This is a genomic window from Actinophytocola sp. NPDC049390 (assembly GCF_044466355.1).
In the GTDB taxonomy this organism is placed as follows: domain Bacteria; phylum Actinomycetota; class Actinomycetes; order Mycobacteriales; family Pseudonocardiaceae; genus Actinophytocola.
Genome location: NZ_JBITMQ010000022.1, coordinates 91,379 through 115,011 on the forward strand (window position 1 = coordinate 91,379; position 23,633 = coordinate 115,011).

Genomic DNA, 23,633 nt, shown 5'->3' on the forward strand with positions numbered 1-23,633 from the left:
GCAGCGGGGGACCACTCGTGACGAGAGTGGCACCGGCGCGGCCGAGGCGAAGGGTGCGCACGCGCAACCGCACAGCCAACGCCGGTTGCCCGTCAGGACAACGGATCGTGGTCGCCGAGCGGGCCGTGGCCGCGCTGCCCGACTCCGCGCACCGTCACACACTGCGGGATGTGCTGGCTGACATCGCATCCTCCCTCCGTGCGTGGCTCGCCTCCGAACTGTCCCCCGGGACCGGGATCGGGTTCGATCCGCCGAGTGCCCTCGCGCGCATCGAGCGGCGGCCCAGCGGTGCCGGGCTCGTCAACCTGTTCCTGTACGCGGTGGCCGAGGACCTGGAGGGGCTGGCCGGCGCGCGGGTACGGGTCGTCGACGCGGAGGGCCGGGTGGCAGGCACGGTGTCGCCGGTCCGCACCTACCAGCTCTCGTACCTGGTGACCGCGTGGGCGGCCGACACGAACGAGGAGTTCGAGCTGCTCGGCGCGGTGCTCGGCGCGCACGCGGAACGGGACAGCCTGAGCGGTGAGCACCTGCGTGGCGCGCTGGTGCACCTCGACACCGCCCTGCCGATGCGGATGGGGTGGTCGCCATCCCCGCACGCCCCCGACGTGTGGAGCGCCATCGGCACCCCCATGCGCACCAACCTCGTGCTCACGGTGTCCGCGCCCGCGCTGCCGCAGCGGGTGCGGCAGGTCGCGCCACCGGTGCGCACCCGCGAACTGGACGTGCACGACCTGACCAGGTCGGCGGACGCCGCGCAACCTCCACCCGCGATACCACGACGCAGGCAACGCCCCACCGTCGTCGAACACTGACCCGAGGAGCGACTGTGTCCCGACACGCCACCGTGGTCCTGCTCGCGTTGCTCGTGACCGTTCCCTTCCTGGGTCTCGGCGCGGACCGGCCGGCCACCGTCCCACCCACCGAGCAGGTGGCCGAGCCGAGCCTGCTGCCCCCGCCGCCGAGCCCGCGGCTCACCCCCTCCTTCCGGGACGCCGTGTACGGCGACTTCCTGCTCGCGGGCAACAGCGTGCTGCGCTGCCCGGCCGACGGGGAGACCGCGGGCGACCACAGCCCCGCCGAGTGCGCGGCGGCGACGTCGGGCGGCGACGTCGCGGGCGGGCTGCTCGACACCACGTCCAACAACAACGGCTACTACCTGCACCACGCCGACGTCGACGACCGGCAGGAGACGTTCGACTCCAGCACGGCCACCATCACCGTGCCGCCGGGCGCCGTGGTGCGGCACGCCCAGCTCACCTGGGGTGGGCACACCGGGCGGTTCATCGGGTTCTCCGGCGTCAACTGCGTGCGTCCGCTGCTGCTGCAGGGCGAGGCGCCACCGCCGCCCGCGGCCGCCGACCCGGCGGACCAGGCCGTGAGCGTCTCCGTCGCCGGCCGTGCCGCCGTCGCCGCGAGCCCCGCCCCGGACGCCTTCCGCACCACCGACGGGCAGGCCGAGCCGAGCCAGGTCTACACGGCGTGGGCGGACGTCACCCCGGCGTTCGCCGACATGCCGACCGGTGTCGCGGTACCGGTCACGGTCGGCAACGTGTGGGTGCCGACCGGGCCGGGGTGCGCTGGCGGCTGGTCGCTCACGGTCGTGTTCGACCACGGGCAACCCACCGCCGACCACCCCCGGCCCCGGGTCGTCGACATCTACAACGACGACCTGCCGAGGAGCGGGGTGCTGCTGCCGGGTCTGCTGGAGCCGCTGCTGCCGGGCGTGCCGCTGCTCGACGGTGTGCTGCCCGGCCTCGTGCCCGTGCTGACCGGGTCCAGCGTGCTGCTGCCCGGTCTCGCACCGCACCGCTCCACCGCCGACGTGGCGATCGGTGTCACGGCGTTCGACGGGGACCGGCGGCAGGGCGAGGAGACCATGACCGTCGACGGCGTACCCGTCGTGGAGCCGTGCACCGGCGACGGTGCCGCCGACTTCTTCCGGTCCTGCGCGGTCGGTGCGGAGACGGTCAACAACCTCAGCGTGGACGCGAAGACGGTCCGCCCGGCACTGGCCGACAACGACACGGGCGACGTCGAGGTGGGGCTGGACTCGGTGACCGACTTCGTGGTGCTGGGCAACCTCGTGATGTCCGCGTCCGTAACCCCGTCGGTCGCGGTCACGATGACCGGGCCGTCGGCGCCGGTCGCCGAGGGTTCGCTCGCCACGTTCGAGGTCGAGATCACCAACGACGGCGGTCTGCCGCTGACCGACGTCACCCTGCTGGTCGGTGCGCCCGGCGACGGCACCCGGTGCGTGCCGACGGTCCTGCCCGCGCTCGAACCCGGCACGTCGACCACCGCGACCTGCGTCCGGCCGGTGACCGAGGCCGCCGCGTTCGACCTGCCCGCGCAGGTGCGGGGGTCCTACCTCGCCGGGGCGGACGGCACCGCACGCACGGTGGCGGCGCGGACCGCGGCGCACGTCGAGGTGATCCCGTCCGACCTGGCGGTCACGCGGATGCCCGACCGGCTGGTGACCCGCGCAGGGGCCACGGTGGAGTTCGCGGTGCGGTTGCGGAACAACACGACGTCCCCGGTGCACGACCTCGTCTACACCGACAGCGCCGCACCGGACTGCGCGGCGCCCGGCACCACGCTGGGCGCGGCCACCACGATGGAGTTCACCTGCGCCGTCGTCGCGCCCGACACCGCGTTCGAGAGCGGCGGCACGCTGCGGGCCACCACGGAGGACGGCAGCGTGGTCACCGTCGACAGCGACCGGGTGACGGTCAACGTCATCGCGCCCGAGGTCACCGTCGCGACGGCGGTCGAGCCCGACACGATCTACCGGGGCGGCACCACAGAGCTGACGTTCACCGTCACCAACCCGGGCACCGACCCCGACGAGACCCTCACGGACGTGCGCGTGACCGCGGACGACCTGTGCGCCGCGGAACCCGTCGCCCGGCTCGGCCCCGGCGAGACCGCCACGACCTCCTGCACCGCCGCACCGGTCGCGACCAGGGACGTCATCGCGACAGCGGAGGCGCTCGACGTCAACGGCGACCCGGTCCAGGCGAAGGCGGAACCGGTCACGGTGACGGTGCTCGAACCGTTCATCGCGCTGCGCCAGCAGGCCGACCGCACGACCGTCCGCGTCGGCGACGAGGTGACGCTCACCTTCACCGTCGAGCACGTCGGCACCGAGGAGGACGGGCCGGTGCGCGACGTGCGTGTCACCAGCCCCACGATGCCGCCCGACTGTGTACCGGCCCCGGTCGCCGAGCTCGCACCCGGGGAGTCCGCGTCCGTGTCCTGCACAGCCGCCCCCGACCGGACGTTCGACAACCAGGCGTTCGCGGCCGCGGTCGACCGGTACGACCGGGTCATGCGGGTCGGCACGGCACCGGCCAGGGTCGTGGTGACCAACCCGGCCATGACGATCAGCACCACCGCGGAGCCCGAGCAGGCCAGGCACAGCGAGCCGGTCGACTTCGCCGTGACCGTGCGCAACATCGGGGACGTGCCGCTGACCGTGGCGGTCACCAACGACAACGCACCCGACTGCGACTTCACCCTCCCCGGTTCGGGGCTGCGGGCAGGCGCCGCGCACGGCGTGCGGTGCACGGTCACCACCCCGTCGGACGAAGGCACGACGGAGCTGACCAACGTCGCCGGCTACCGGGCGGAACCGTTGCCGGGCAGCGGCGACACCGGTCCGCCGCTGGACGGCGCCGACGACGCGACGGTGCGGCTGGCCGCCGGACAGGCGGCCCCGGCGCCCGCACCGGGCGACGACCCCCTCGACCCGGTGCGCGACGACGACGGGACAGCGGGCGGCACGACCGGCACCGGCCGGGACGCGGACGCGGCGGAGAGCGGCGGTGACGGGCTGGCGTGGACCGGGGCGAGCGTCGCAGGGTACGTCGCCGCCGGTGTCGCACTCCTCGTCGTCGGCGGGCTCGTGCTGCTCACCACCTCCCGCCGCAGGCACGACCCGGACTCCGCGCTGTACCGGTGGTGGCCGGGTTCCTGACCGCTCCCAGGGTGTTTCCCTTCCTGAAAGGAAATGACGATGGACTCCGTCCTGATCGGCTCGCTCGAGGTGTTGTGCGACAGCGAGCTGAGCGACCCGAGGCTGTTCTTCACCGCACTCGACGAGGTGTGCCAGGCGGGCGACAACACGGACTTCGAGGCGTTCCGCACCGCGTTCACCGAACGCGCGAACCGCGACGGCTTCACCGAACCCGGCGAGCTGTTCGTCCGCCACCTGGCGGACAACGGCGGCGCCGACACCGTGCGCAAGTTCGCGGACGAGGGCGCGGACAACCTCGTCCGCGAGTACGAACGCCTGCTCTCGGAGCCCGAGCCCGAGCCCGAGCCCGCCGGGAACCCCGCCGCCTACGACGAGTCCGTGTGGGTCGCCTTCGTCGCCGAGTTCGGCGCGAGCTGGAACGGTGCGGCGGAGACCTGGGACGCGTTCCGGACCTGGTTCCTCTACCACGCGGAGGAACGCGGGGTCGCCGCGCCCGCGACCGATTTCCTGGACTACGCCGAGGGCGAGTCCGACCGCGTCGCGTTCTTCGCCCGGTACGGCGTCACCATCGACGTCGCGGCATCCGACGAGGCCCCCGCCGAGGAGGATCCCGAGGTGTGGCAGGCGTTCCTCGCCGAGTACGGCCCGGTCTGGAACGGCGCGGAGGAGAACTGGGCGAGCTTCACCCCGTACTTCCTGCACTACGCGGAGGAGCGCGGGGTGACGGGATTCGCCGCGGCGTTCCTCGAGAACGCCCCCGACGACAACGACGCCCGCGTCCAGTACTTCGCCACCTACGGCGTCGTCACCGGCACCGACACCGAGACCGACACCGAGACCGGGACCGAGTCCGACGCCGAGTCCGATGCCGGGACCGACACCGACGACGCCGCGCCGGAGCCGGTCACCGCCGAGCAGATCGCCGACGCGGCGCAACAGTTCGCGCAGCTCGCGGACGAGTCCGACCACGTGCCCGACGAGCACGAGGACACCGTCGCCGAGGCGTTCGCCGAGCTGGTGAACCAGATGCCGGAGGCCGCGAACCTGTCGCCGGAGCAGATGCGGGAACTGCTCGCGACCATCCCACAGGAACACCTCTGACCCTGCGAAGGGACCACATCGATGACCACGCAAGAGACCACCACCGCCGACGTCTCCACGTTCGCCGCTCCCCTGCTCGAGAAGTTCCTGGCGCTCAAGGCGCTCCGCGCGGAGGAGGACGCCACGGTCACCGAGGCCGACCTCGTGCAGCTGCTGGAGGAGGTCCGGGAGTCGGCGCTCCGCCCGGCCATGGAGGAGATACGACGCACCGTTCCCGGTGCCGCGGACCTGCCACCGGAAGAGCTCAGCGCGCTCGTCGGCGAGGCGCTGACCGAGGTCGTCATGGAAACCCTCGGCACGGAAACCGCCTGAGTCCAACGGAAAGGAACAGACCATGACCAACGTGGACATCTCCGCCGCTCGCGACGTGCTGCGCAAACACGTCGGCGCCTCGCTGCTGAAACGTCTCGGCGGCGGCAAGGTGAACCAGGTGGCGGTGGACGCCGCGGCGGTGGCGGAGATCGCCCGTGACGCCGCGGTGCGGGAGGTGGCCGGGGAGATCGAGAAGAAGCTCGACCCCGAGGTCGCCAAGGTGATCGCGGAGTACCAGGTCCTGTTCGGTGACTACCAGGTCTACCTCACCGGCCTGATCAGGCAGACCATGGAGATCAGCAAGTGCTGCAACGAACTGCGTGAGTACGAGTTCATCAGGGCGACCGTGCACGGCAGCGACGCGGCGTCCGCCGCGAGCAGGTTGAAGAAACTGCTGAAGACGCTCAACGACGTCCTGCACGAGTTGCACGGCCACCAGTCCCGGCTCCCGTTGACCGCGGACGCGCAAGGTCTCGAACCGTTCAAGGCCTTCATCGAGAAGATGAGGAACCTGATCGAGGACACCAAGGGACAGGCCGCCGAGGTGGGCGAACAGTTCAACGACGCGGTCGACTTCGAGGTCGTGAAGGCGATCGTCCGCGACAAGCCGAACTACCCGCTGGAAGCGGCGTTCTACGCGGTCCGGAGCGCCATCGCGGGCATGTCGCTTGCGGGGGACATCTGCGGGTATTTCCCGAACCCGTACACCACTCCCGTCAGCATCGCGCTGCGCAACGTCTCACGCTGTCTCGCCATCGGGGAGGCGATCCTCCACCGCCAGGCGAAGGCGCTGTCGAACGAGAAGCGGGTCAAGGAGTACCTCAAGAAGCGCGCCGAGGACGACAAGTGGGACGCGCACACCAAGGACCCGACCCTCATGGCGCGGATGCTCGTGGACAAACGGAAGGCGCAGCTGGAGGTGGCGCTGCTCTTCGCCGACGCCGCGATCGGCCCCGTGCTGGACATGTTCGAGTACTCCGACTTCGCGTGGGACGTGGTGCGGCAGGCGATCGAGTCCAGCTTCGTGGGCTATCTCGACGCCAGGATCACACTGTTGGAGGAGGAACTCGGGCAGAAATCGGAGGACAGCCCGGCGGTGCGGGTGGCGAAGGCCATCGGAAAGGAGTTCCTCGACGAGTGGAAGCAGGACCTCTTCAAGGTTCTCAACCCGCTCAACGCGATCAAGGGCGCGGTGCTGTCCGGCGTCGGTGACCGGATCGCCAGAGTGATCTGGGAACACCTCCCCATCGAGCCGGGACAGGCCGTCGACGGCGCCACGCTCAAGGCGCAGATGGACGAGCTCGCGGAGAAGATCATCGGCGACGCACCGAAGAAGGACGAGGCGTTCGCCGCGAAGATGGCGGCCGAGGAGAAGGCCGGCGCCAGGCCGACCGAGGACAAGGACGGCAACGCGGTCGAGAAGGTGCTCAGCGGTGTGCGGGTCGACGAGGACAACAAGCCGTACCGGCTGGTCCAGATCGGCGGGGTGCCAGGCGCGCTGTACCTGGAGGACCTGGACTTCCGGCCGGCCGAGGCGGCGGACAAGGCGTTCGAGCCGCTCGCGGTGCTGCCCAGCGCGGACAGCAAGGGACGCGCCATCGACGAGGTCGACCTGTCCGTCGGCTTCAAGGTCGGTCACCCCCTGCCGCAGGGCATGGACCCGGAGCAGCCCCACCTGTGGGTCCGCATCGGCGCCGTGTGGGGCTACCTCGAAACCCAGACCGAGAAGTTCTGGCCCGCGGACGTCGACCCCGCCGCGTTCAAGGACTGGCGGAAGTGCGTGGTCGAACGGGACGGCTACTACGAGGACGGCACACACGTCAAGGGAAAGTGGTACCGGCCCTTCGGCGAGAGCCACGCCGGGTACTACCTGTTCCTCCACAAGGACGGCGTCACGCAGGAATGGGCGCGGTCCCAGGACAACACGGGCTCGGGCCGCGGATCGAAGAACACCATCGCGAGCCTGACGAAGCCGTCCGACGGGTTCGACCTCACCCGCCTCTGACCCCTCGCGACGCCGGTGCGGCCGGCGGTGGCTCCTCGCCACCGCCGGCCGCACCGTTTCGTTCCGTCACACCCAGGGCGCGACCGGGAACCACCCGATGATGTCGAGCATGGCGGGCAGCCGGACATCCCAGTACAGCACCAGGAAGACACCCGGGATGATCATCGCCGCGCCGGTGAGCACCGACAGGCGGCGCGGCTCGGCGGCGAACCAGCGCTGGAGCCGTCCGCTGGTGAACGCGATGACCAGCATCAGCACGGCGAGCACGACGATGTTGCCGATCGACTGCAGCACGAACGCCCCGGCGCCGTAGAGCGGGTTGCCGGAGTCGGCCGCGTCCCGGAAGAGCTTGCGGAACAACGGGAACGGCCGCCCGATGAGGAACGCGCCGACCAGCGCGCCCATGAACACCAGCGGCGCGTTGGGGAAGCGCGCCGCGATCCGCCTGAAGGGGTCACGCACGAACCCGAGCGAGGCCATGCCGAGGTAGGTCATCACCAGCCCGATCAGGCCGAACACCACCATCGCCTGGCCGAGCCGCCCCGGGATCTCCCCCGGTCGCGTCGCGGCCTCGTCGAACTGCGGCATGCCGGTGCCGACGAGACCGACCACCGCGCCGTACACGGCGGAGACCACGATCATGCCGACCGCCAGCCACAGGATGGGCCGCAACGTGGTCAGCACCCGCTGCCACCGCCCGCCCGCGCCGCCGACCATCGGTGCGACGGTGCCGAACACCGCGATGTTGCACGCGGTGAACGTGCCGGCGAGCCCGGAGACGAACGCGAACACGATGCCGGCGGCGGCGCCGGTGATGGCCGTCTCCTTCGCGTCGTGACCGAGAATCGCGTTCGCCGTCGTGTCGCCGATGACGCCGTCCACGAACGACGCCGACCAGATCACGGTCAGCAGGAAGCCGGCCAGCGCGCTGAACCCGACGACCCGCCACCGCCGACGGGGAAAGTGCCCGTTGACGAAGGCACTCGTCGCCTGCGCGGGCGTCGCGACGGGGGGAAGCTCGGCGGAATCGTCATGCCCCAACTGTTCCGGTCGTAAGCTGCTGGACATCACGTCACCTTTCACGGGGGTACGGTTTTCGCCGGCGGTCCGAAGAAGGGCCGCTTTCCCGCTGAATTCAGGAATACCGGCGAACCGACGCTAACCCGGCACGCTGCCCCGGCACTGCCCGCGGAGGCAGCGGACGGGCAACTCCGCATTTCCCAAGAAGGTAAGTTCGACGTCCACGGCCTGGTCGTGACCACGATCCGCACGGGCGGCACTACCGGCGTTTCCGTGCCGCCAGCACGATCAGCACGCCGGGCACGACCAGCACGAAGAACGGCGACGGTCCCAACAGGACACCGTCGAGCAGCGCCCACACCGCGACCACCCAGCCGATCCCGGCGGGCACCGGCACACCACGTCCGGCGAGGTGCCACAGCAGGGCGCCCAGCAGGATCAGGGGTACGGCGAAACCACCCGGCCCCGCCCAGAAGGTCACCGCGTCCGCCGTGACGCCCGCGTCCCGGTCCAGGAACGGGACCGCCGACCACAGGCCCCGGTCGACCCACGTGCCGACGTGCTCGCCCGCGGTGAGCGTGAGTACCACCAGGTGACCCACGCCGATCGCGATCATGATCGCGCTCGCCCAGCGGAGCGTCGCGCGCGGGCTCACCGGTTCCCTCCCCGGCGGTCACGCCAGGCGCGTTCCCAGCGCCGGGTCAGCGCGGGATAGACGATCAGGTACCGGAACGGTGCGATCGCGGCCATGTAGAAGCGCCCGAACGTGCCGTTGGGCTTGACGAGCACGGTCATCCGCAGCTCGTGGTCGCCGTCCGGCCGTCGCGACCAGCCGAGGTGCATGACGGTGTGCACGGTCCTGTTCGCCAGCTCGCGTGCGGCCTCGGTGTCCAGTTCGTACACCGGTGTGAGCGGCAGGTCGTCGCTGTCCGGGCCGCGTGGGGCGTCGCGGAGGTCGTCGGGCAGCCGGTCGCGGAGCGACGTGACCCGCGCCCCGACCCCGTCGGATGCCGTGTCCCAGCCGAGAAGCGCACCGAGCCGCCACCGTGCCCAGAACAGAACCCGCACCACCGCGGGTTGTTTCGCCAGTCCGCCCCCGGCCCGCATCGCGGCGAGCATCACCGGGAAGTCGTCGGGCCCGGCGCCGGGGGTGCGGAACGACCACGTGTCCTCGACCCGGAAGTCGGCGGCGAACTCGTGGATGCGCCACGGCTCGCCGGTGTAGGCGGACGTGTCGAGTCTGGTCATCGCGCGGCGTCCCACTCGGCCATCAGCGCGAGCAGTTCGGTCTGTGCCAGCGGCGCCATGCCGGGGTCGAGTTCGCGGTAACGCTGGTAGACGTTGACCACGATCCGCTCGGCGTCCAGCCAGGCGCCGTACTCGGCCAGGTCCACGGTCGCGGCCGCCTCCCGGAACGAGAGGCCCTTGGCATGGGCGGCGTCGGCCTGCTCGACCACGTGCGTGAGGTAGCCGCGCACCGCGCGGATGCCGTCGGCGTCGGTGACCGGGCCGTGGCCGGGCACGACGGTCGGGGCGTCGAGGGCGAGCATGGTGTCGCAGGCGGCGACCCAGTTCGCGATCGGGCCGTCCCACACGATCGGCGTGCAGCCGACGAACAGCAGGTCGCCCGCGAACAGCACGCCCGCGTCGGGCACGTGCACCACCGAGTCGGCGCTGGTGTGCGCCGGGCCCAGGTTCAGCACGCGGACCTCGCGGCCCCCGATGTCGAGCGTGAGGTCGCGGTCGAAGGTGACGTCCGGCATCCGCAGCGTGATGCCGTCGAAGTCGAAGGGGCCGAAACGGTCCCGCAGGAACGGGGTGAGCACCGGCCCGAGGTCGGCGATCCGGACCGCGGCGAGCATGTCCGGTGCGATCTCCGTGTGCATCTGCTCGGCGGTGCCCGCCGCCGCGACGACGCGCACGGAGTCGTCGAGCAGCTGGTTGCCGTGGGTGTGGTCGCCGTTGGCGTGGGTGAGCACCGCGTGGGTGAGCGGGTGCCGGTCGGTGACCGGCTTCATCGCCGCGAGCATCTCGCCGGTGAGCGGCAGGTCGAACAACGTGTCGACGAGCAACGCGGCGCCCGCGCCCGCGACCAGGCCCGCGTTGCTCCACCCGTAGCCGCCGTCGGGCAGCAGCCACGCCCACACGTCCGGGCCGATCTCGTGCAGGCCCTTGGTGTACGGCACCGCCGAGCGCGCCGGGTTCACCCGTCGCCTGCGCGGTGCGGCGTCCGGGTCGCGCCGCGCGGGGATCGGGTGCGGGGCGGGCGTCGCGGTGACGGTCTGCCGGGTCTCGCCCAGCTCCCGCACCCGCAACGACACGACGTCACCCGGCTTCAGCCAACCGCGGAACGCGGCGGTGGGCGAGAAGTGCTCGATCAGGCAGCAGCCCGGCACCGTGCCGGACCCGAACACCTCGCCCGGCAGCAGCTCGACCCCGCGGGAGGCGTACGAGATCACCTCACCGAAGGTCCAGTCCATCGCGTCGGTGCGGCCGCCGCCGATCCGCTCGCCGTTGACGGTGGCCTCGACCTCGAGCGCGAGCCTGCCGTCACGCCGGTACGGCGCCAGCTCGTCGGCCGTCACGAGGTAGGGGCCGAGCGTGGTGGCGCCGTCCTTGCCCTTGGCCTGGCCGATGGCCAGCGGCGACTCCCGCAGCTGCAGGTCGCGGGCGGACCAGTCGTTGTAGATCGTGTAGCCGATGATCGCCTGTTCCGCCTCGGCGGGCGTCAGGTCCCGGCCGCCCGCACCGATCACGGCGGCGATCTCCAGCTCGAAGTCCCACCACACGCTGCCCGGCGCCGTGGGCACCGGCTCGTGCGGGCCCAGCACCGTCGACGGGCAGGCGAAGTAGAACGCGGGGATCTCGTACCAGGTGTCCTTGAGCGTCCGGCCCGCGCCCATCACCTCCTGGCAGTTGCGCATGTGGTCGAGGAAGCACAGGCAGTCCCGGATGGCGGGCGGCCGCGGGATCGGGGCACGCAACGTCACGTCGGCGAGCGCCACCACCTCGTCCGGCGCCCGCAACGCCTGCTCACCCGCCGCTCGCAACCCCTCCGCACCCCGGCCGACCAGCTCGACCAGCTCGGTGCCGGGCGCCAGCGCGTGGACGGCGTCGCCCGCGACGACGCCGACCCGGTCGCCCCGCCCGGACCGATACGTGACCCACTTCACGACATACCTCCCTGTGTTGGCGAACATAGAGAGTGTTGCATAGCCAACAAGGTGCTCACCAGCCACGGGTAGACTCGCCGACCGTGACGACTTCACGAGCCACCCGGCGGACCGAGATGACGCAGGAGAGCCGCCGGCTCCTGGTCACCGCGGCCACCGAGCTGTTCACCGAACGCGGCTACCGGCAGACCACGTTCGAGGACATCGCGAAGAGGTCGGGCGTCAGCCGCGGCTCGATCCCGTGGCACTTCGGCAACAAGGAGGGTCTGCTCGCCGCCGTCGTCGACCACGCCGTGGCCGACTTCCGGGCCGACGCGGACACCCTCGACGCCGGCACCCTCGACGAGGCGATGCGCGCGCTCGAGGCGTTCACCCGGAGCCCGTCGACCCAGCTCTTCGTCACCCTCATCGCGGAGGCCATGGAACCCGGCTCAGCACTGCGCAAGTGGTACGCCGACCTGCACGAGGCGCTGCGCGCCCAGATCCGCGCCTGGCTCGCGCAGGCCGACCTGCCCGCCGACGTCGACGCCGACGACCTCGGCACGGTCCTGCTCGGCGCCGTCATGGGCGTCCACCAGCAGTGGCGCGTCAACCCCGACGCCATCGACCTCGACCGCACCTTCGCGACGGTCGGCGTCCTCCTGCGCATGGCGGGCGTCGGCGCGCCACGCTGACGGCACGCGCCGAGGTCACCGCAGCCAGTCGGTGACCTCGGCGAGGAACGCGGCCCTGCCCTTCTCCGCGCGGTCCAGGTGCACGTAGTGCGTGGCGCCCGCCAGCGTCACCGCCCGCACCTCCTTCGCCGAGGTCAGGTCCGCCGCCAGCGTCGTCAGATCGGCAGGCCGCGACCAGAAGTCGTACTCACCGCGCGACACCAGCGTCCGCGCCCGGATCCGGTGCGCGTCCCAGAGCTGGGTGCCGTTCGCCAGTCGGTGGCTGTCGGCCATGGCGCCGGCCGGGGCGCGGAAGCTCGGCGGGTCGCGGTCCTCGGCTGTGGGGTCACTCGCCAGCGCCTCGTCCACATAGGACTGTGCGACGCGCGGGTCGCGCCACTCGGCCTTGTCCGGCACCGGGATGCTCGAGTCCCACGCGGGCAGGAGCTGGGCCGCCGTGCTGAACCGGTACGCCCCGGTCGGCGGCGGTGTCCCGAACATCGGGTGGCCCGCGGTCGCGCCGTAGAGACTGCTGTGCACCACGAGGTTCGCCACCCGGTGCGGGTACTCGCTCGCGTACCAGGCCGCCCAGTGCCCGCCGGTCGCCCAGCCGACCAGGTCCACCCGGCCGGCCCGCAGCCACCGCACCACCGCGTCGATGTCCTTCACGACCTGCTCGCCGGTCACCGCGGGCGGGTTCGCCCCCGGTGGCTCGGCCATGACCGGCGGCCGGGTCGAGCCGCCGTACCCGCTCGCGTCCATCACGATCACGCGGTGCCCCTCCTGCGCGAGGTCCTCGGCGAGCGAGCCGCCCGGCACCGGCAGGTCGAACGAGGCGACGCCGGGCACCCGCGCGCCGTGCAGCAGGATCACCGGCCGGGCCCGCTTCGCGGAGTCGAGCCGCACCTCGCGGACGTGGAGCGTGCCCGCGCCACCCGGGACGTCCCGGTCGGCACGCACGAGATGATCCGGCTCCCCGGCGGGCAGAACAGTGGTCAACAACGCCATCACCAGACTTGCGATCATGCCGCCAGGCTGTCACCGCCGCGCCGACGTGTGCCTATTCTGTACACAATTCGCTCTCGTTGATTCGGTGACCATATGGATCTCAAGCACCTGCGTGCCGCGGTCGCGGTCGCCGACCACCTCCACTTCGGACGCGCGGCCGCCGCGCTCGGCGTGGCCCAGCCACCGCTTTCCCAGCAGATCAAGGCACTCGAGGCCGAACTGGGCGTGCCGTTGTTCGAGCGGACGACCCGCGCGGTGGCGCTGACCGCCGCCGGTGCGGCGTTCGTCGCCGACGCCAGGACCGCACTGTCCATGGTGGACAGCGCGGCGCGGCGGGCGCGTGCGACCGGCCGCGGGGAGTCCGGCGAGTTGACGATCGGCATGGTCGGCTCCGCGGTCCAGCACCCGCTGCCGACGATCATCCGCGCGTTCCGGGCCCGCTACCCCGGCGTGACGCTGACCTTCCACGTACTGCCCACGGTCACGCAGGTCGAGCGGCTCCGCGCGGCCGCGATCGACCTCGGCCTGCTGCGTCCGCCGCTGCCCGGCCCGGCCGACGACCTGGAGCTGGTCCCGGTGTCCCGCGAACCACTCGTCGCGGTGCTGCCCAACGACCACCGGCTCGCCGGGCGCCGCCGGATCACCGTCAGCGCACTCGCCAACGAGCCGTTCGTGCTGTTCCCGCGCACGCTCGGCCCCGGCCTGCACGACGAGATCACCGCACTCTGCCGGCGCGGCGGCTTCACCCCGGACATCACCCAGGAAGCCGTGCAGCTGCCCACCATCGTGGGACTCGTCGCCGCCGGCTGCGGGGTCAGCATCCTGCCCGGCTCGGCGGCACAACCACGACCCGAAGTGGCGTTCGTGCCGGTCAGCCCGCTGGTCCGGCTGGTCGACCTCGCGATCGCGCTGCCAACGGCGACCCGCTCGGCGGCGGCGGCCAACTTCACCGCTTTGGCGAGGGACCTGACGCGCACATGACGTGCGGGAAGGATTGAGACGACCCAGGCTTCGCGTCAGGTGGGCGATGTCAGCACGGCGCGGACCACGTCGGCGAGGACCGCGCGGAGCGACGCGGGCACACCGCCACGACGGAGGTGGCGGCGGACCATCGCGTACGGCACGTCGACGACCGCGACGGTCACCAACTCGACGTGCCGCGGGGTCGCCGCGCCGTACAGGTCGACGGCCAGCCCGCGCAGCAGGTCGGTCACCGGCCGGTTGAGGTCGGTGAGCGCCTGCCGGGTTTCGGCGGGCAGGTCGGCGTCTCGAAGCAGCTGCTCCTGACCGGCCTGCAGGAGCAGGCGGGCGTCGTCGGGACGCCGGTCGGCGAACTCGACCGTCCAGCGCGCCGCCGCGACGGCGCGCTCGACACCGGAGCCGTCGGCCGCGGCCTCGAGCAGCCCCGTCTGGAACCGGCCGACGGTGCGCAGCCACACCTCGGCGAACAGCCGCGTGCGCGAGCCGAACCGGTGGTAGAGCGAGCCGACCGGCGCACCACTGGCGGAGCTGATCGCCGCCGTGGTCGCCGCGTCGGCCCCGCCCACCACGAGCAGGTCACGCGTGGCGTCGAGAATCGACTCGTCGCTGTGCAGCCGGCGTCTGGCCATGTCGAAATACTAGAGCATGTAATCTAGAACGAACGCTCTAGTAGGAGGCGACGTGGGCACGCCCAGGGACCTGACCACGCGACCGCTGCCGCCCGGGCAGGTCGCCACGACGCTGCGCCGCTTCGGGCTGCCACGGTTCGCGCGCGTTCGCCCGCACCTGCCGGAACGTCCGGTCGTGACCGTGACCGGCGCCGTGCGGCACCCCACGCAGTTCCCGCTCGACGACCTGCTCGACCCGCGACGGCGGCGCGCACAACGCGCCGATCTGCACTGCGTGACCACGTGGACCGCGCAGGACCTGCGCTGGGAGGGCGTGCCGTTCGGCGGCGTCCACGAGTTCCTGGCCGCCCACGTCGACGTCCACCCGGCCGTTCGCTGGGTCACCGTGACCGGCCTGGACGGCTACCGGGCCTGCCTGCGGATCGACGACATCCTCGCCGACGAGGTGCTGCTCGCCGACCGTCTCGCCGACGCTCCACTCGACCTCGATCACGGCGCCCCGCTGCGACTGGTCGCGCCCGCGCACTACGGCTACAAGAGCGTCAAACACGTGTGCGCGATCGAGTACCGCCGCGACTACGACCCCGGCTCCGCCCGCTGGGCCGCCCACCCCCGCGGACGGGTCGCACACGAGGAGCGCAGCGCGTACCTTCCCGGCCTGCTCTGGCGCCCCGTCTGGCGCGCGCTCCTGCCCAGGGTGCGACAGCGCTACGACAGGACGACCCAGGACGACCGGCTCGAATGCAACGAAAGGGGTCACTCCCGCATTAGGGGTGCGGGAACAGAGGTCGAGTCGACGATCGGGAGTGGCCGATGGAGTTCGCTGAGTACGTGGCACGGCAGCGGCCCGCGCTGATGCGGTTCGCCACGGTCCTGACCTGCCGGACGTGGCTGGCCGAGGACCTGGTGAGCGACGTGCTGGGCCGGGCGTTCGAGCACTGGGAACGGATCTCGGGGATGGCCGAGCCGCACGCCTACGTGCGGCGGATGGTCGTCAACGAGTACCTGTCCTGGCGCAGAAGGCTGACCCGCACCTCCCCGCGCGCCGACATCGAGCCGACCGCGATCTCCGACGGCGCGGCCGAGCGGGCCGAGCGGGACGCGATGATCCGCCGCCTCGCCGGCCTGCCAAGGAAGCAGCGTGCGGCCGTGGTCCTGCGCTACTACGCGGGCCTGTCCGACAGGGAGATCGCCGCACAGCTGGGATGCCGGGAACCGACCGTACGCAGCCAGATCCACCGAGCGCTCAACGCTCTGCGCATCGACCTCTCCGCCAGTGCCCACCACCTCCAGGAGACCTCATGAGCGACCTGCGCACCCTCCACGATGCCTTCGCCGAGCTGGAGCGGCGCGCCGACGCCGCGGGTACGGCCCCGGTCGTGCGGCCGCGCCGGGCCCCGCGGCTGGTGCCCGTCGCGGCCACCGTCGTCGCGGTGGCGGGCCTGGTCGCGGGTGCGGTGTGGCTGACGCCGGGCGACTCCGGCACGCCCGCCGCGGGCACCTCGTCGTCGACCGCACCCGCCACGACCACGGTGCGCGGCCCGATCCCCACCTCACCGGATGACCTGATCGCTCGGTTCAGCGCGGTGCTCGGCGACACCGCGACGTTCGAGGTGACCGAGAAGAGCACCGTGCCAGGGGCTTCCCCGTCCCGGCAACCGGGGCCTGGACCGAGCCTGACACAGCCGGCGGACACCCCCTCCAGCCCGCTCGTCAGCGGGACCCTGACCGCCGCCGACGTCACCGGGAGCTTCGTCCTGATGATCTACCCCAGCGACTCCGAGCCCAGCGAGTGGTGCGCCCTCTCCCGCACGGAGGACTGTGCCGTCAGCACGCTGCCCGACGGCTCCCGGCTGGCGACCGGAACCGCGCGGCGGGCTCCCGGCGCGGTGTCGCACATGGCGTGCCTCAAGCGGCCCGACGGGACGATGGTCCTCATGAACGTCGGCAACCAGGAGGACCCCCGCGGCGCTGCGACCAACTCGCCGGGCGGTGCCATCCTCTCGTCGCGGCCACCCCTGACCCTCGACCAGCTGACGGCGATCATCACCTCCGACAGGTGGTGACGAGGGTCGTGACGGCCGCCGTTGCGCTACTGGCGGACGGTTGTCGTCGCGCTCATCTCGTTGTCGCCGAGGTTGGCTTCCGTCCACCCGTAGGGATCCAGCCGCGCGACCGCACGGAACGTGACGGTGCCGACGTCGGCGGGCCCGAACGTGTACGCGAACGGGAACTGCACGGTGCGTCCAGCGGGCACGGACAGCGTGAGGACGCCGATGCGGATGGCCCCCTCGTCGCTCTGCTTGTACAGCTCCACCCGCACCGTCTCGTCGTAGCGGTCGTTGGTCACCGACACCGTGATCGGCTTCGTCTGGTCGGCGCGTGCCGTGGCCGGCGCCGCGAGCGCGGTGACCGTGACGTCGTGGGTCTCGACCCGCAGCGTCGCGGTGGCGGTGCCGGTGCGCCCGTCGTCGGTGACGACGGACAGGCCCAGCCGGTACTCGCCGTCCGTCGCGTAGCGGTGCTGGAAGTACCCGCCCGAGGTGATCGGCACCGACGAGCCGTCGCCGAAGGTCAGTTCGCCGCCGACGATCGACCGGCCGAGCGGGTCGCCCGCGTTGACGTTGAACAGGGTGTGCTCCAGCACGTTCGCGGGGTTCTGGGCGGGGTACACGGTCGGTCGCAGCGCGGGCGCCGTGGCGAAGTCGATGGTGTGCGGTCCGGCGTACTCGGGTGGCGCGGCGACCCGGACGTAGTAGTCCTCGCCCACCTGTGCGTGGAACACGGCGGGAGTTCCGCGCGTACAGTCCACTTCGGACTCGACGGACGGGGTGCCGCGGTAGACCGTGACCTCCCTGCCGGCCGACACGCTCACCCACCGCGGGGTCGCCGGGCTGTACACGTACCAGAGCGAGTGGGGCGCGGTGGCGTCACAACTCGGCGTCGGCTCGCCGGGTTCGGTCCAGGCCCGCGACAGGTCGCCGACGACCGTGGTCGGCAGCCCGGGCACGCGCAGCGCGTCCGCGATGTCGTCGTTGGCCGCGGGCGGCTCGGACTCCAGCCGGAACGTCGTCGCGCCACCGTCGTGGTAGTTCGCCCCCACCAGGAAGTGGTAGGTCGTGCCCGCGGTGACGTGGAAGGTCTCGGGGTTGCGGCTGCCGAACACGCACACGCCCGGCACCCGCGCGAGGCCGCCGCGCGTCCCCGTGTAGGCGGTGAGGAACGGGTAGTACCCGGGGGTGTCGACGATGGCCCTGACGATCCCGTCCTCCGGTGCCGTGTAACGGAACCAGACGCTGTTGCCGTAGGAGGACTGGCAGCCGACCGGATCGTCGGCGGCCACCGTCGCCCCGGTTGTGTCCACTGTGGATTCGAAGGGTAGGGCGGTGATCGTCGCGGCGGTGTCGAAGTCGTCGTTGGACGGTGCCTCGGCCCGCGCGACGCCCGGTGCGAGCACCGCGAGCACCGCCGCGGCGAGGCAGGCGGTCCAGGTCCGCCGCACGATGGTGTTCGTCATGTCGTGCTCCCCAGAAGACGTGATCAGGCGCCCGCGGGAGCGGGCCGCACGGTGGTGCCGGTGGAGATCAGCTCGTTGTCGAACGGCCGGGCGTCCCGCACCGGGTACGGCAACGTCACGACCGCGCGGAAGGCCACCTTGCCCGCCACCGCGTCCCCGTCGGTGAACGTGTAGGCGAAGGGGAACGTCACGACACGGCCGACGGGCACGTCGAGCGTGAGCGTGCCGACCACGTCCCAGTACTCCCCGCGTGACCGGTACAGCGTGGTGGTGACCGTCTCCCGGTACCGGGTGTTGGTCACGCGCACCGCGATCTCCTCGGTGTCCCCGGCGGTTGCCCTGCTGGGCGTGGAGAACCGGCTGATCGACACGTCGTGCGTCGAGACCGTCACCGTCGACGTGTGCGAACCGGTGCGACCGTCCGGGCTCACGACGCTGAGCCGCACCGTGTACGTCCCGTCGGCGGTGTAGTGGTGCGAGACGCCGTCCTCGGTCGCCGCGACCACGGTGCCGTCCCCGAAGTCCCACTCGCCGCCCGCGATCGGCGTGCCGGACTCCCCGGTGTAGCCCGTGAAGTGGGTCAGCTCGTAGATCGTCGGATCGGAGGAGGCGATGAAGTAGGGCCGCAGTGGCGGCGCCTCGGCGAAGGTCAGCGTGGCCGCGGTGGCGGGACCGGCGACCCGGAGGTGATAGGTCGTGCCCGCGGTGGCGCGGAACAGCACCTCCTCGAAGGAGTCGCCGCGTGCGCATCCGATCTCGGTCAGCGCGGGCAGCGTGCTTCCCGTGTGGACGGACACGGTGTGCTCGCCGCTGTCGGCGACCGACGCCACGAGTGAGGCCGTCTCGGCCGCCGTGAACGTGTACCAGACCGATCGCCGGGACTCGTAGGCGCACGTCGGCAGCGGCTCGTCGTACTCGGTCGACGCGACCGACAGGTCGATCGCCCGGGTGGCGGGCAACGCGGTGACGGGCTCCGCGTCGGCGAAGTCGTCGTTGGGTGCCGGCTCGACCTCCTGCAGGGCGAACGACACCGGCCCGGACTGGTCGGCGTAGCCGGCGACCATGAAGTGGTAGGTCGTGCCCGCGTACGCCCGGAACGTGATCACCGCCGGGCGGGAGGCGGACGATCCGCGGCACGCGTCGGGTACGGGCGCCAGCTCGCCACGCGCACCGGTGTAGGCCGACAGGGTCGACTGGGTACCGGCTTCCACGGTGGCCCGCAGCATCACGTCCGCGACCGGCGTGTACGCGAACCAGACGGACTTGTTGGAGTAGTCGCACCACGGGTCGTCGGACGCCTTGGTCGCCTCGGTGGTGTCGCCCTGTGCCGTGTACGGCAGGGCGGTGACCGCCGTCGCGGTGTCGAAGTCGTCGTTGGACGGTGGCGCGGCCGCCGCCACCGTGGGCAGTGCGAGGCCCAGCGCCAGGACCACGGCCGTGACGAAGGACCATCTCCGTGCGGTGGCGGACATCGTCATCCCCCCAAGATCTCGACACGCTCGCACCAGTTGTCGAGGAGTCGGCGCACCGTGTTACGGATTCACCTCGAAATGCCGCCATCCGCCGCAGCGTCCGTGAGCCGAACGTGCGCTGATACGCGTGACCGGAAGCGGACACAACGGATTGTTCCGGGACCCCTCCCCGCACTGTGGCAGAACAATGCATTCCTGCCGCCGCGTTTCTGGGGAAGGACCACCGATGGACAGCCCGCAGCAGCCCGAGCCCACCGACCAGGCCACGCCCGAGCCCGCTGTCGCCGTGCCCGAGCCGGAAACCCAGGCCATCTCGTGGGCGACCTACGCGGAGGTCCCCTACCAGGACCCGGACGCCACGCCGCCCTACGGCACCCCGGCTCCGAAGCCGCGCAGGCCCGCCGACCCGTTCGCCGTGGCGGTCGGGAACGCGTCGCTGCTCGGGGTGGGCTACTTCCTGCTGGGCCGCTGGATTCTCGGCGTCCTGGCCGTGCTGGGAACGGTGCTGCTCGTGCTGTTCCACCTGTTCGACTGGCCGACGCTGTGGTTCGAGTTCGTCATCCTCGGGTGGTGGGTGGCGGTCGTCGCGCACGGGTACCTGCTGGCACGGCCGCATCCCCGGGCCCGGCCCGCACGCAGGCAGTGGGTCGTCGCCCTCGCGGTCGCGCTGCCCGTCCTGCTGGCGTTCGGGTTCCTGCGGTTCGACGCCGCCGACGTCGACGAGGACGCGGCCGCCGGCCGGGCGAACGGGGACTGCGCCGAGGCGCTCGCCGCCACGGACCGGCTGTGGTTCGGCAACCGGCTCGCCAACGCGCCGCTCGCCGAGCGCGCCGACGACACCGTGGCCGCGTGCGACCGGCTGGGGAACGCGGGCCGGCAGCTCGAAACCGGCCTCGACGGGGACACCGAGGCGCTCGAAGACGGGTTCGACGGCCTCGACGGCGTGCTCACCGACCTGCCGGGACACCAGGAGATGGTCCGGTCCACCGTGAACCGGTTCCTCGACGGGCTGCCGACCGGGGACCCGTGCCGCACCACCGCCATCACCGACTGGCTCGCGGACAGGAAGCCCGGCGGTGTGCTCCGCGCCGCCTCCGACGTCGTGCCCGACGTCGCGCCCACGGCGATCGTCGAGTGCGCCGACGGGTTCATGGCGGCCGCCGACTGGCAGAACGGGCGCAGGTACTACCAGCAGCTGGTCGACGAGTACCCCGACCACGAGCTGGCACCCAAGGCGCAGCAGGGAATCACGAAGGCCACGCGGGCGATCGAGCTGGCGAACGTGCGCGACCTGCTGACCACACCCGGAACGGGCGGGCTGCCCGCCTACTGCAGCACGCCCGCGGCGTACAGCGGCGCCAAGCCGTACCGGCCGGGCAAACCGAACCGGTCGCTGCTGTACGGGAACACGGCCCAGACCAACAAGATCCCGGCGGGCTGGCGGGCCAAGGACGCCGCCGACGCGGTCGTCGTGATCTGCGCGGAGGCGTCATACCACGGCGCCGCCGTCCAGACCTGCCCGTACGTGCCCGACAGCCGGCCCGGGTACGTCACGAACGTCACCTTCCACAAGATCGCGATTCCGGTGAAGCTGTACGAGCTGCGGACCGGCAAGCTCGTCCGCAAGCTCACGCTGCAGATCAACGGCACCAGCTGCCCGGACGTCATCGAGTACAGCAGCTACGGCATCGACACCGGGCCGCCGCCGCGGATGTACGTCTCGGCGCCGGTGGCGAACGTACGAGCCGCGTTCCGGCCGCTGATGGTGGGCTGAACGTCCCCCGCCGGGATGTGCTGGAGAATCGGCGCCATGCGGATTGTGATCGCCGAGGACGACCCGTTGCTGCGCGAGGGGCTCGCGTTGCTGCTGCGCGCCGAGTCCCTCGACGTCGTCGCGACCACCGACAACCCGGACGCGTTCCTCGCGGCCGTGGACGAGCACGACCCCGACGTCGCCATCGTGGACGTGCGGATGCCCCCGACCCACACCGACGAGGGCATCGTCGCGGCGGTCGAGGCCCGGCGGCGCAGGCCGGAGCTGGCGGTGCTCGTGCTGTCGGCGTACGTGGAGCAGGCGTTCGCCACGGAACTCCTCGCCGGCGGTGGCGCGCGGCTCGGGTACCTGCTGAAGGAACGGGTCGGCCGGGTGGAGGAGTTCCTCGACGCACTGCACCGCGTGCGGGGCGGCGGCATGGCCATCGACCCGGACGTCGTCGCCCAGCTGCTGGCCCGCACCCGCCCGGACACGAAGCTCGAGCGGCTGTCACCCCGTGAGCGGGAGGTGCTGGCGCTGATGGCCGAGGGGCTGGGCAACACCGCGATCGCCGAACGCCTCGTCGTCACCGACGGCGCCGTGCACAAGCACATCCGCAGCATCTTCGCGAAGCTCGACCTGCCCCCGGACGACCGCGCCGACCGCCGGGTCACCGCCGTGCTGCGGTACCTGGAGGCCGCCGACTCGCGCCGGTCGCGTTGACCGCAGGCTCCGCCGCCCATGCCGCGCCTCCTGACCGCTACACGGCGAACACCTGGGAGTCGTCGGCGAAGGCCTTGAACTCCAGGGCGTTGCCCGCTGGGTCCAGCAGGAACATCGTCCACTGCTCGCCGGTCTCGCCCTGGAAGCGGACGTAGGGCTCGATGACGAACTCCGTGCCGGCGTCGCGCAACCGGTCGGCGAGCTTCTGGAACTCCGGCACGCTCAGGATCAGGCCGAAGTGCGGCACCGGCACGTCGTGCCCGTCGACCGGGTTGTGGACGCGCTTCTGCCGCTCCGGCGCCAGGTGCGTCACGAACTGGTGGCCGTGCAGGTTCCAGTCGACCCACGTCTCCGAGCTGCGGCCCTGGTCGAGGCCCAGCACCTGGCCGTAGAAGTGCCGGGCCGCGGCCAGGTCGTCGACCGGCATGGCCAGGTGGAATCGCGGGATCGCATGCGCTGTCATGTCGTCATGTTAACATTGCGACATGACAGCTCGAGTGGCTCCCGCACGGCGGCGGGGCCTGGCCGACGAGGTCGCGGACAGCATCCGTGACGCGATCTTCAGCGGCGCGTACCCGCTGGGGGCCCAGCTGCGTGAGCTGGAGCTGGCGGGTGCGCTCGAGGTCAGCCGCGGGCCGGTACGGGAGGCGCTGCTGCGGCTGGAGCGCGAGGGGCTGGTCCGCAGCGAGTGGCACCGCGGCGCCACGGTGATGACGTTGTCCGCCGACGACATCGCGGAGCTGGACAGCTTACGCGGCGCGCTCGAGCGCCTGGCCGTCGAACGCGTGGTCGCGCACGCCTCCGACGACGACCTCACCGCCGTCGAGCAGGCCGCGAAGCGCATGGCGCACGCCGAGGACGAGCACACGATGGTGCGGCTCGACATCCGGTTCCACGACACCGTGTACGCGGCGACCAACCACCGGCGGCTCACGCAGGCCTGGCAGGCGATCCGCTCCCAGGTGCACCTGTTCCTGCTGACCAGGATCGGGGTCAGCGCCGACGACTACCTGTCGCACATCCCGGAGGAGCACGACGAGCTGGTCGCGGCGCTGCGAGCCAGGGACGCCGAGGCCGCGCTCGAGAAGTTCGCCCTGCACCGCAAGCACGCCTTCGAGCTGCTCACCGGCGCCCGATTACCCGAACCCACCGCTGGGTGAACCGCCACGCCGTAGTGCCGGTCGGCCTCGGCACGGTCACTCGGGCCGCTCCATCGCCTCGCCCAGCTTCTCCGAGGGCGCGGGCGGCTGCTCGTCGGTGTGCCCACCCCACGGCCCGACGTACTTGTGCGCCCGCACCTCCTCGACCAT

General features: G+C 71.9%; 22 protein-coding genes. 13 read left to right on the forward strand and 9 right to left on the reverse strand.

The window, feature by feature from the left end:
* Window positions 1-53: 53 nt before the first annotated feature.
* From ACIBVP_RS41760 to ACIBVP_RS41780, 5 genes are read left to right on the forward strand one after another with little or no spacing between them, the layout of a single operon-like run.
* Window positions 54-812, forward strand: a complete 759-nt coding sequence (locus tag ACIBVP_RS41760; protein WP_396112144.1) for a Pvc16 family protein — start codon at window positions 54-56, stop codon at window positions 810-812.
* A 14-nt stretch (window positions 813-826) separates the two neighbouring features.
* Entirely contained in the window at window positions 827-3,976 is a 3,150-nt protein-coding gene (locus tag ACIBVP_RS41765) for a hypothetical protein (protein ID WP_396112145.1), read from the forward strand.
* Window positions 3,977-4,015: 39 nt separating this feature from the next.
* A complete protein-coding gene (locus ACIBVP_RS41770; RefSeq protein ID WP_396112146.1) occupies window positions 4,016-5,077 on the forward strand; it encodes a hypothetical protein in 1,062 nt (353 codons plus the stop codon).
* A gap of 21 nt (window positions 5,078-5,098) precedes the next feature.
* Complete coding sequence (locus tag ACIBVP_RS41775) at window positions 5,099-5,389, forward strand: hypothetical protein (RefSeq protein WP_396112147.1); 291 nt, start codon at window positions 5,099-5,101, stop codon at window positions 5,387-5,389.
* A 22-nt stretch (window positions 5,390-5,411) separates the two neighbouring features.
* Window positions 5,412-7,394, forward strand: coding sequence for a hypothetical protein (locus ACIBVP_RS41780; RefSeq protein WP_396112149.1), 1,983 nt, complete (start codon window positions 5,412-5,414; stop codon window positions 7,392-7,394).
* Window positions 7,395-7,460: 66 nt separating this feature from the next.
* Here ACIBVP_RS41780 and ACIBVP_RS41785 read toward each other — a convergent pair whose 3' ends face one another.
* The 4 genes from ACIBVP_RS41785 to ACIBVP_RS41800 form a co-directional block, all read right to left on the reverse strand.
* Complete coding sequence (locus tag ACIBVP_RS41785) at window positions 7,461-8,462, reverse strand: hypothetical protein (RefSeq protein ID WP_396112150.1); 1,002 nt, start codon at window positions 8,460-8,462, stop codon at window positions 7,461-7,463.
* A gap of 211 nt (window positions 8,463-8,673) precedes the next feature.
* Window positions 8,674-9,069 carry a DUF6463 family protein gene (locus ACIBVP_RS41790; protein WP_396112151.1) on the reverse strand — a complete coding sequence of 132 codons (396 nt, stop codon included), beginning with the start codon at window positions 9,067-9,069 and terminating at the stop codon, window positions 8,674-8,676.
* Window positions 9,066-9,662: a DUF2867 domain-containing protein gene (locus tag ACIBVP_RS41795; RefSeq protein WP_396112152.1), complete on the reverse strand. Its 597-nt coding sequence runs from the start codon at window positions 9,660-9,662 to the stop codon at window positions 9,066-9,068. Before ACIBVP_RS41795 ends, ACIBVP_RS41790 begins: the two co-directional genes overlap by 4 nt.
* A complete protein-coding gene (locus ACIBVP_RS41800) occupies window positions 9,659-11,587 on the reverse strand; it encodes a fumarylacetoacetate hydrolase family protein (protein WP_396112153.1) in 1,929 nt (642 codons plus the stop codon). Before ACIBVP_RS41800 ends, ACIBVP_RS41795 begins: the two co-directional genes overlap by 4 nt.
* A gap of 83 nt (window positions 11,588-11,670) precedes the next feature.
* Here ACIBVP_RS41800 and ACIBVP_RS41805 point away from each other — a divergent pair, with 83 nt between their 5' ends.
* Entirely contained in the window at window positions 11,671-12,261 is a 591-nt protein-coding gene (locus tag ACIBVP_RS41805) for a TetR/AcrR family transcriptional regulator (protein ID WP_396112154.1), read from the forward strand.
* A gap of 15 nt (window positions 12,262-12,276) precedes the next feature.
* Here ACIBVP_RS41805 and ACIBVP_RS41810 read toward each other — a convergent pair whose 3' ends face one another.
* Complete coding sequence (locus tag ACIBVP_RS41810; RefSeq protein ID WP_396112155.1) at window positions 12,277-13,266, reverse strand: alpha/beta fold hydrolase; 990 nt, start codon at window positions 13,264-13,266, stop codon at window positions 12,277-12,279.
* A 75-nt stretch (window positions 13,267-13,341) separates the two neighbouring features.
* Here ACIBVP_RS41810 and ACIBVP_RS41815 point away from each other — a divergent pair, with 75 nt between their 5' ends.
* The gene (locus tag ACIBVP_RS41815; protein WP_396112156.1) at window positions 13,342-14,229 is read left to right on the forward strand and encodes a LysR family transcriptional regulator; all 888 of its coding nucleotides are present in this window, start codon (window positions 13,342-13,344) and stop codon (window positions 14,227-14,229) included.
* Between the two features lie 35 nt (window positions 14,230-14,264).
* On the opposite strand, the gene ACIBVP_RS41820 is transcribed toward ACIBVP_RS41815, so the two are convergent.
* Window positions 14,265-14,858: a TetR/AcrR family transcriptional regulator gene (locus tag ACIBVP_RS41820; protein WP_396112157.1), complete on the reverse strand. Its 594-nt coding sequence runs from the start codon at window positions 14,856-14,858 to the stop codon at window positions 14,265-14,267.
* 52 nt (window positions 14,859-14,910) lie between these two features.
* On the opposite strand from ACIBVP_RS41820, the gene ACIBVP_RS41825 reads away from it, so the two are divergent.
* The 3 genes from ACIBVP_RS41825 to ACIBVP_RS41835 are packed head-to-tail and all read left to right on the forward strand — an operon-like array spanning window position 14,911 to window position 16,924.
* Window positions 14,911-15,714, forward strand: coding sequence for a molybdopterin-dependent oxidoreductase (locus ACIBVP_RS41825; protein ID WP_396112158.1), 804 nt, complete (start codon window positions 14,911-14,913; stop codon window positions 15,712-15,714).
* Window positions 15,672-16,163: a SigE family RNA polymerase sigma factor gene (locus ACIBVP_RS41830; protein ID WP_396112159.1), complete on the forward strand. Its 492-nt coding sequence runs from the start codon at window positions 15,672-15,674 to the stop codon at window positions 16,161-16,163. Before ACIBVP_RS41825 ends, ACIBVP_RS41830 begins: the two co-directional genes overlap by 43 nt.
* On the forward strand, window positions 16,160-16,924 hold the full coding sequence (locus ACIBVP_RS41835; protein ID WP_396112160.1) for a hypothetical protein: 765 nt from the start codon (window positions 16,160-16,162) through the stop codon (window positions 16,922-16,924). The genes ACIBVP_RS41830 and ACIBVP_RS41835 overlap by 4 nt, the downstream gene beginning before the upstream one ends.
* 26 nt (window positions 16,925-16,950) lie before the next feature.
* Here the strand turns inward: ACIBVP_RS41835 and ACIBVP_RS41840 are convergent, their stop codons facing one another.
* Together ACIBVP_RS41840 and ACIBVP_RS41845 are read right to left on the reverse strand one after the other, a co-directional pair.
* A complete protein-coding gene (locus ACIBVP_RS41840; RefSeq protein ID WP_396112161.1) occupies window positions 16,951-18,375 on the reverse strand; it encodes a PKD domain-containing protein in 1,425 nt (474 codons plus the stop codon).
* A gap of 23 nt (window positions 18,376-18,398) precedes the next feature.
* Window positions 18,399-19,853 carry a PKD domain-containing protein gene (locus ACIBVP_RS41845; protein ID WP_396112162.1) on the reverse strand — a complete coding sequence of 485 codons (1,455 nt, stop codon included), beginning with the start codon at window positions 19,851-19,853 and terminating at the stop codon, window positions 18,399-18,401.
* A gap of 220 nt (window positions 19,854-20,073) precedes the next feature.
* On the opposite strand from ACIBVP_RS41845, the gene ACIBVP_RS41850 reads away from it, so the two are divergent.
* Together ACIBVP_RS41850 and ACIBVP_RS41855 are read left to right on the forward strand one after the other, a co-directional pair.
* The gene (locus ACIBVP_RS41850; RefSeq protein ID WP_396112163.1) at window positions 20,074-21,621 is read left to right on the forward strand and encodes a tol-pal system YbgF family protein; all 1,548 of its coding nucleotides are present in this window, start codon (window positions 20,074-20,076) and stop codon (window positions 21,619-21,621) included.
* Between the two features lie 36 nt (window positions 21,622-21,657).
* Complete coding sequence (locus ACIBVP_RS41855; protein WP_396112164.1) at window positions 21,658-22,323, forward strand: response regulator; 666 nt, start codon at window positions 21,658-21,660, stop codon at window positions 22,321-22,323.
* A 37-nt stretch (window positions 22,324-22,360) separates the two neighbouring features.
* On the opposite strand, the gene ACIBVP_RS41860 is transcribed toward ACIBVP_RS41855, so the two are convergent.
* Window positions 22,361-22,786: a VOC family protein gene (locus tag ACIBVP_RS41860; protein ID WP_396112165.1), complete on the reverse strand. Its 426-nt coding sequence runs from the start codon at window positions 22,784-22,786 to the stop codon at window positions 22,361-22,363.
* A 22-nt stretch (window positions 22,787-22,808) separates the two neighbouring features.
* Here ACIBVP_RS41860 and ACIBVP_RS41865 point away from each other — a divergent pair, with 22 nt between their 5' ends.
* On the forward strand, window positions 22,809-23,483 hold the full coding sequence (locus tag ACIBVP_RS41865) for a GntR family transcriptional regulator (RefSeq protein ID WP_396112166.1): 675 nt from the start codon (window positions 22,809-22,811) through the stop codon (window positions 23,481-23,483).
* Window positions 23,484-23,633: the final 150 nt, after the last annotated feature.

Coding starts and splice junctions, on each gene's coding strand:
- ACIBVP_RS41770 (WP_396112146.1), top strand. CDS start 4,016: ATGGACTCCGTCCTGATCGGCTCGCTCGAGGTGTTGTGCGACAGCGAG.
- ACIBVP_RS41775 (WP_396112147.1), top strand. CDS start 5,099: ATGACCACGCAAGAGACCACCACCGCCGACGTCTCCACGTTCGCCGCT.
- ACIBVP_RS41780 (WP_396112149.1), top strand. CDS start 5,412: ATGACCAACGTGGACATCTCCGCCGCTCGCGACGTGCTGCGCAAACAC.
- ACIBVP_RS41785 (WP_396112150.1), bottom strand. CDS start 8,462: ATGTCCAGCAGCTTACGACCGGAACAGTTGGGGCATGACGATTCCGCC.
- ACIBVP_RS41795 (WP_396112152.1), bottom strand. CDS start 9,662: ATGACCAGACTCGACACGTCCGCCTACACCGGCGAGCCGTGGCGCATC.
- ACIBVP_RS41810 (WP_396112155.1), bottom strand. CDS start 13,266: ATGATCGCAAGTCTGGTGATGGCGTTGTTGACCACTGTTCTGCCCGCC.
- ACIBVP_RS41815 (WP_396112156.1), top strand. CDS start 13,342: ATGGATCTCAAGCACCTGCGTGCCGCGGTCGCGGTCGCCGACCACCTC.
- ACIBVP_RS41820 (WP_396112157.1), bottom strand. CDS start 14,858: ATGGCCAGACGCCGGCTGCACAGCGACGAGTCGATTCTCGACGCCACG.
- ACIBVP_RS41830 (WP_396112159.1), top strand. CDS start 15,672: ATGGAGTTCGCTGAGTACGTGGCACGGCAGCGGCCCGCGCTGATGCGG.
- ACIBVP_RS41835 (WP_396112160.1), top strand. CDS start 16,160: ATGAGCGACCTGCGCACCCTCCACGATGCCTTCGCCGAGCTGGAGCGG.
- ACIBVP_RS41840 (WP_396112161.1), bottom strand. CDS start 18,375: ATGACGAACACCATCGTGCGGCGGACCTGGACCGCCTGCCTCGCCGCG.
- ACIBVP_RS41845 (WP_396112162.1), bottom strand. CDS start 19,853: ATGACGATGTCCGCCACCGCACGGAGATGGTCCTTCGTCACGGCCGTG.
- ACIBVP_RS41850 (WP_396112163.1), top strand. CDS start 20,074: ATGGACAGCCCGCAGCAGCCCGAGCCCACCGACCAGGCCACGCCCGAG.
- ACIBVP_RS41855 (WP_396112164.1), top strand. CDS start 21,658: ATGCGGATTGTGATCGCCGAGGACGACCCGTTGCTGCGCGAGGGGCTC.
- ACIBVP_RS41860 (WP_396112165.1), bottom strand. CDS start 22,786: ATGACAGCGCATGCGATCCCGCGATTCCACCTGGCCATGCCGGTCGAC.
- ACIBVP_RS41865 (WP_396112166.1), top strand. CDS start 22,809: ATGACAGCTCGAGTGGCTCCCGCACGGCGGCGGGGCCTGGCCGACGAG.